We start from the raw sequence: 6300 nt of genomic DNA, 5'->3' as shown, positions 1-6300 counted from the left end.
GTCGGCGGCTGGCAGTCGTCGGCGGCGGCCGTCGGCCGTCGACCCGCGCCTGCCGGCCGCCGACCGCCGCCGCCGACGACTGCCAGCCGCCGACAGCCGGCCGCGCATCCACTCGCCACCTGATCATGAGACCTGGTGGTCGGTCGTGTCCCCGCCTACGATCCACGCATGATCGGCTGGGACGGGGGACATCACGTGATCGATGCCATCTTCTTCGATGTCGGTGGGACCATTCTCGACGAGTCTCGTGAGTTCGCGACCTGGGCGGACTGGCTCGGCGTTCCCCGGCACACGTTCTCGGCGGTGTTCGGCGCGGTGATCGCCCGGGGCCTTGGCTGGCAGGAGACGTTCCGGGTCTTCCGGCCCGACTTCGATCTCGCGACCGAACTGGAGCGCCGAGCGGCTGCCGGCCAGCCCGAGTCGTTCGCCGAGGAGGATCTGTACCCGGACGCGCGAGAGTGCCTGCGGTCCTTGAAGGACCAGGGCCTGTTCGTCGGCCTGGCCGGCAATCAGCCAGCCCACGCGGAGGCGACCCTGCGCGCTCTCGACCTCTCTGTGGACGTGATCGGCACGTCGCACGCCTGGGGCGTGGCGAAGCCGTCACCGGCGTTCTTCGAACGGGTCGTACGCGAGGGCGGTGGCGACGCGTCGTCGATCCTGTACGTCGGCGACCGGCCCGACAACGACGTGCGCCCGGCCCTGGAGGTTGGCATGAAGACGTGCCTGATCCGGCGCGGTCCGTGGGGTCACATCCTCGATCCCTCGACGGTGGCCGAGCAGTGCCTCTTCCGCATCGACTCGCTGGACGAACTCCCGAGCCTGGTGGCGACGCACAACGCGACGCACAACGCGACGCACAAAGCGAGGCACAACGCGGCGCACAACGCGACGCACAACGCGACGCACAACGCGACGCACAACGCGACGCACAACGCGACGCACAACGCGACGCGCTAACCGGCGGCGTGACCAGGTGCTCCTGGTGGCCGCCCCGCAAGGGCGGCCACCAGGAACGGGGTCAGGTCAGCGAGCAGGCCCCGCCGTTGACGGTGACCAGACCCGGGTTCGGGTTGGCGCCGCCGCCGGTGGTGGCGTTGAAGCCGAACGTCACCGTGCCGCCGGGAGCGATCCGGGCGTTGTACGACTCGTTGCGCGCGGTCACCGTGGCGCCGGCCTGGGTGACCTTCGCCAACCACGCCTCGCGGACGCGCTGGTCGCCGGTGAACGCGAACCGCACACTCCAGCCGTTGACCGGGGTGGCGCCGGTGTTGCGGACGGTCAGCTGGGCGGTGAACCCGGTGCCGCCCTGCCAGGCGCCGTAGTTGGTGTAGCGCACCGCGCAGGTGGTGGCCGGCACCGCGCCGGCGTCGCCCTGGTCGGCGAGGAACGAGGCGATCCAGGCCAGCGCCGAGTTCCAGTTGATCGCCACCTCGTTGGTCGCGTACGAGTTGATGTCGTCGACGTAGCAGAACATCGGCTCGCAGCCGGCGAGCAGCTGCGCCGCGAACGGGTCCTGGAGGGCGGCGTTCGCGCCGCCGGCGAGGGAACCGGCGGGCGGGTTCGGCAGGTTCGGGTCGAGCTGGTGGCCGAAGATGCGGCTGTGCTGGTTCTGCGCCGCGTGCTCGCCCCAGCCGGTGACGTACGAGATGTTCAGCGCGTTGCGGCCGAACACGTAGTCCATCGCCTGCACGGCGCCGTCGCGGTAGCTGGCGTCGCCGGTCAGGTCGAAGGCGGTGGCCAGCACGACGGCGTTGTTGATGATGTTGCTGTTGCCGCCCCAGAAGTAGCTGGCCGCGTCCCCGGGCATCGGTAGCCCGTACGCCTGCTGCCGCAGCTCGGCGAGGTACGCGTCCGCGGCGGCGGTGACCGAGGCGCGGATCCGGGTCAGCTCGGCGGCGGGCAGCCCGTTCGGCACGGTGGCCAGGTCCAGCCGGCCGAGCGAGGCGGTGCCCTGCCAGCCGAAGCCCCGCGGGTCGAACACGTCCCCGGTGTGGTGCGGCGAGGCGGTCAGGTCGGTCAGGTAGGACTGCGCGCCGGTGGTCAGGTACAGCTCGACCGCCGCCCAGTAGAACTCGTCGGTGACGGTGGTGTCGTCGTACGCGCCGCCGCCCGTGCCGTCGGTCGGGCTGGCGTACACCGCCGGGTGCGCCTTGGCCGCGCTGTAGGCCGTCTTCGCGGCCGTCGCGCAGCGGGCCGCGAACGCCGCGTCGTAGGGGGCGAAGAGCCGGGCGCACTGGGCGGCCGTGGCGGCCAGGTTGAGGGTGGCCGCGGTGGACGGCGGGTGCAGCTCGCGCGGCTGCGGGTCGTCGTGCGGGGCCAGCGGCAGCCCGGTCCAGTTCCGGTCGTGGATCTTGTGGTGGGCCATGCCGGCGAGCGGCTTCCCGGCCGGCACCTGCATGCGCAGCAGGAACTCCAGCTCCCAGCGGGCCTCGTCGAGGATGTCCGGCACGCCGTTGTCGCGCTCGGGCACCCGCAGCGTGCCGTCGGCCAGCCCGGCGCCGCCGGCCGCGGTGGCCGCCGTCCTGGTCCGCTCGAAGGTGTTCAACAGCTGGTAGGTGGCGATGCCGCCGTTGACCACGTACTTGCCGTGGTCGCCCGCGTCGTACCAGCCGCCGCGCACGTCCAGGGAGTAGTCGCAGACGCCCGGCTGGCAGGGCACGTTGGTGTCGCCCTGGTTGGGTGCCACGCCGAGGTGTCCCGCGGGTCGGGCGTACTCGTCGCCGATCAGGTCCCCGTCGATGGCGATGCCGCTGCGCTGGGCGTAGAAGAACTGCAACGAGTCGGCCCGCAGCCGGTCGTAGAGGGTCCCCGAGATGTCGAACGGGTGGCTGGTCTCGCCGTCCACGGTGAGCGTCAGACCGCTGCCGGGGGTGCGGTAGCTGGAGAAGTCGACCGTCTGCACGTTCTGCCCGGAGGCGGCGTCCACACCGCGCGCGGCGGTGGTGCCGCTGGCCACGACGGCCCCGGCGGCCGAGCGCAGCTGCCACGGCAGCGGTTCGGTGGCCTCGGTGACGACCGTGGCGTTCTTCGGGCCGCCGGGCAGGTAGCCGACCTGGTTGACGCGCACCCGGGGCCCGGTGTCCGGCTCGTACGGCTCGGGCGGCTCACCGCCGCGCAGTGAGACGTCGTCCAGGCAGACGGTCTGCGTCTCGGCGGCGCCGCCGACCTGGAAGATCAGCTGGGCGCCGGGGTTGTCGTCCGGGACGGTGAAGGTCTGCTCGACCCGCTGGGCCGTGCCGGTGGCGGTGGCGTCCACGGCGGCGTACGTGGTGTACGGGGCGCTGCCGAGTTGGAGAACGGCCTTGACGGCGGCGCCGGGGGTGGCGGACACGGCGAAGCCGAGGGTGTATTCGGCACCGGCGATCAGCGGGACGCCGTCCTGGCCGATGCCGGCGTCCCACGGGTTGGCCAGCCCGCCCGGGACGGTGGTGCAGAGCCGGCCGTCGGTCACCGCGAGCGCGCCGGTGCCGTAGGAGAACCAGGGGCTCACACCGGCGCTGAAGTCGCCGTTGTCGATCTGCTCGGGGGCGTCCGGTGGCGGGTCGGCGGAGGCCGCGCCGGCGCCCGCGCCGGTGAGGGCCAGGGTGGTCGCCGCGGCCAGCAGGAGGCGGCGTCGGGATGGCGTCACGGGGAGTCCTTCCGGGACGGATGGGGGGACGGGTGGCGGGGATACCTGGGAGCGCTCCCAGGTATCGGCTCGATGTTTCCAGTGGCAGTGGGCCGTGTCAATCGATCTGACTGGATGGCTTTCGCTGTCCGACGAGGGCGGTCGGCTCGGCACCACGCCGGCCGGGGTGCCGCGACGCGCCGGGGTGGACACGTGAGATTGGCCGCGCCACGCGTCGTCGTCCTGATCTCCTAGAGACAACTGCGCCCTTCGCCTGGCAGGCTGCCTCCCATGACCCTGAAGCTGCGTTCCGTGGGAACGAGCGACCGTGGGCTGATCCGCAGCGGAAACCAGGACGCCCTGCACGCCGGGACCTGGCTCGTCGCCGTCGCCGACGGCATGGGCGGGATGGCGGCCGGTGACCTGGCCAGCGCGCTCACCATCGACGCGGTCGCTCCGCTGGACGTGGAGACCCCCGAGGACGCCCTGGTGGCCGCGCTCCAGGGTGGCATCGCGCTGGCCACCACCCGGATCCGGCAGGCGGTCGCCGAGGACCCGGAACGCCAGGGCATGGGCACCACGCTGACCGCCCTGCTCTTCGCCCGTACCGGCAGCTGCCTCGCCCTCGCGCACGTCGGTGACTCGCGGGCCTACCTGCTCCGCGAGGGAGTGCTCAAACAGGTCACCCGGGACGACACCTTCGTCCAGATGCTGGTGGACCAGGGCGTCATCACCGCGGACCAGGCCAGCAGCCACCCGCGCCGGGCGGTGGTCACCCAGGCGTTGCAGGGCGACGACGTCTCGCCGTCGTACGCGACGATGGTGCCCCGGGTCGGCGACCGGTGGCTGTTGTGCAGCGACGGGCTCTCCAACGTGGTCCGCTCCGACACCCTCGCCGAGGTGCTCGCCGGCTACCCGGACCGGGCCGCCTGCGCCGGCAAGCTGATCGACCTGGCACTGCACGCTGGCGGGCCGGACAACGTCACCGTCGTGGTGGCCGACGTGGTGGAGGAGTAGCCGGCCTCAGCGCCGGCGCGGTGTGGCGCGCCGGGTGGGCGTCGCGGTCGTCGGGTCCTCCGGCCACGGGTGCCGGGGATAGCGCCCGCGCAGCTCACCACGGACCTGCGGGTAGCCGGTGCGCCAGAACGACGCCAGGTCGGCGGTGACCGCCACCGGCCGGCCGGCGGGGGAGAGCAGGTGCAGCAGCACCGGCACCCGGCCGCCGGCGATGCGCGGGGCTGCCGGCCATCCGAACGTCTCCTGGAGCTTCACCGCCAGCACCGGGGCCGCCGGATCGCTGTAGTCGACCCGGATGCGGGAACCACTCGGCACGGCGATCCGCTCCGGGGCCAGCTCGTCCAGCTGGGCGGCCTGCGCCCACGGCAGCAGCCGGCGCAGCGCCCCGGCCACGTCCACCCGGGCCAGGTCGGCGCGGCGCCGGGCGGCGGAGAGCTCCGGGCCCAGCCAGGTCGGCGCGGCGGCGAGCAACGCCTCGTCGCTGACCTCCGGCCACGGCGCGCCGAGGTGGTGCCGGGTGAACGCCAGCCGCTCGCGCAGCGCCCCGGCCGCCGGGGTCCACGTCAGCAGCCCCAGCCCGTCCTGGCGCAGGCCGGTGAGCAGCGCCGCCGCCACGTCCGCCCGGTCCGGACGATCCAGTCGGCGCTCCTGCAGCAGGATCGCCCCCAGCCGGGTCACCTCCCGGGCCACGACGTCCCCGTCGGACCAGCCGACCTCCCGGCGTGTGGACAGCAGCGGGCCGGCCGCCTCCCGGGCCGTCGCCTCGTCCAGGGGCGTGGCCCGGCGGATCCGCGCCGAGGGCGCGCCGGGGGTACGGTCCGCGACGGCCACCGCCAGCCAGTCCGACCCGGTCAGCCCCGACCCCGCCGCCAGCTCCGCGGCGGTCCCACCGGTCATCAGGTACGCCGAACCGCCCGGCCGCCGAACCCGCGCCAGGCGCTCCGGGTACGCCAACCCGACCAGCAGCCCGGCGGCCAGGTCGTCGGTGAGCCCACCGGAGCCCGCGCGCCTCCGCCCGCCGGCCTCCACGGTGGCGTTCGCACGCCCGTTGGCTCCCCTGGCGGCACCGGCACGTTCCGGACCGCCCGTCGGATCGGTGGCGTGGCCCTCGGGTGCGGAGCCGGCGGGCAGGGCGGCACGCAGCCGGCGTACCTCGGCCCGCCAACGCGCTGTCGCGCCCGCGTCCGCCCCGGCGCGCAGCCGGCGCCAGCCGGCGACCAGATCGTCGCCCGGACCGGTCGCGGTCTCCTCGGCGAGCAGTGCCACCACCTCGGCCGCCCGGTCGGCGCCGACCCGACCGGCGCCGTCGAGCAGCGCGCGCGCCAGCCGTGGGTGCGCCCCGGCGGCGGCGATGGCCCGTCCCCGCCCGGTGATCCGGCCGTCCGCGTCGACCGCGCCCAGGGTGGCCAGCGTGTCCCGGGCCACCGCCATCGCCGCCGGCGGCGGCGGGTCGGGCAGTGCGAGCCCGACGCCGTCCGGACGCCCCCAGGCGGCCAGCTCCAGCGCGAAGCCGGTCAGGTCGGCGGTGGCGATCTCCGGCTCCGGACGGGCGGGCAGCCGCTCGTGGGTCGCGGCGGACCAGCAGCGGTAGACGGCCCCGGGGGCCTCCCGGCCGGCCCGGCCGGCCCGCTGCGTGGCGGCGGCCCGGGAGACCGGAACGGTGATCAACGCGCCGA

Annotated in this window: 3 protein-coding genes and 1 pseudogene; 2 read left to right on the top strand and 2 right to left on the bottom strand. The window is 74.5% G+C overall.

Features of this window, described 5'->3' with window-relative positions; all coding sequences use genetic code 11:
- Positions 1-195: 195 nt before the first annotated feature.
- A pseudogene (locus tag EAD98_RS30415) lies at positions 196-840 on the top strand (HAD family hydrolase); the annotation flags it as partial.
- A gap of 178 nt (positions 841-1018) precedes the next feature.
- On the opposite strand, the gene EAD98_RS30410 reads toward EAD98_RS30415, so the two are convergent.
- Positions 1019-3628 carry a glycoside hydrolase family 9 protein gene (locus tag EAD98_RS30410; RefSeq protein ID WP_121657376.1) on the bottom strand — a complete coding sequence of 870 codons (2610 nt, stop codon included), beginning with the start codon at positions 3626-3628 and terminating at the stop codon, positions 1019-1021.
- 270 nt (positions 3629-3898) lie between these two features.
- On the opposite strand from EAD98_RS30410, the gene EAD98_RS30405 reads away from it, so the two are divergent.
- Complete coding sequence (locus EAD98_RS30405) at positions 3899-4624, top strand: PP2C family serine/threonine-protein phosphatase (protein WP_121657375.1); 726 nt, start codon at positions 3899-3901, stop codon at positions 4622-4624.
- A 6-nt stretch (positions 4625-4630) separates the two neighbouring features.
- Here the strand turns inward: EAD98_RS30405 and EAD98_RS30400 are convergent.
- Positions 4631-6300, bottom strand: a 1670-nt coding sequence (locus EAD98_RS30400) for an ATP-dependent helicase C-terminal domain-containing protein (protein WP_305035629.1), incomplete at its 5' end; no start/stop codon positions are given.

The sequence above is a fragment of the Micromonospora sp. CV4 genome (assembly GCF_003667455.1).
Taxonomy (GTDB): domain Bacteria; phylum Actinomycetota; class Actinomycetes; order Mycobacteriales; family Micromonosporaceae; genus Micromonospora.
This window is presented reverse-complemented; position numbering and strand designations above follow the sequence as displayed.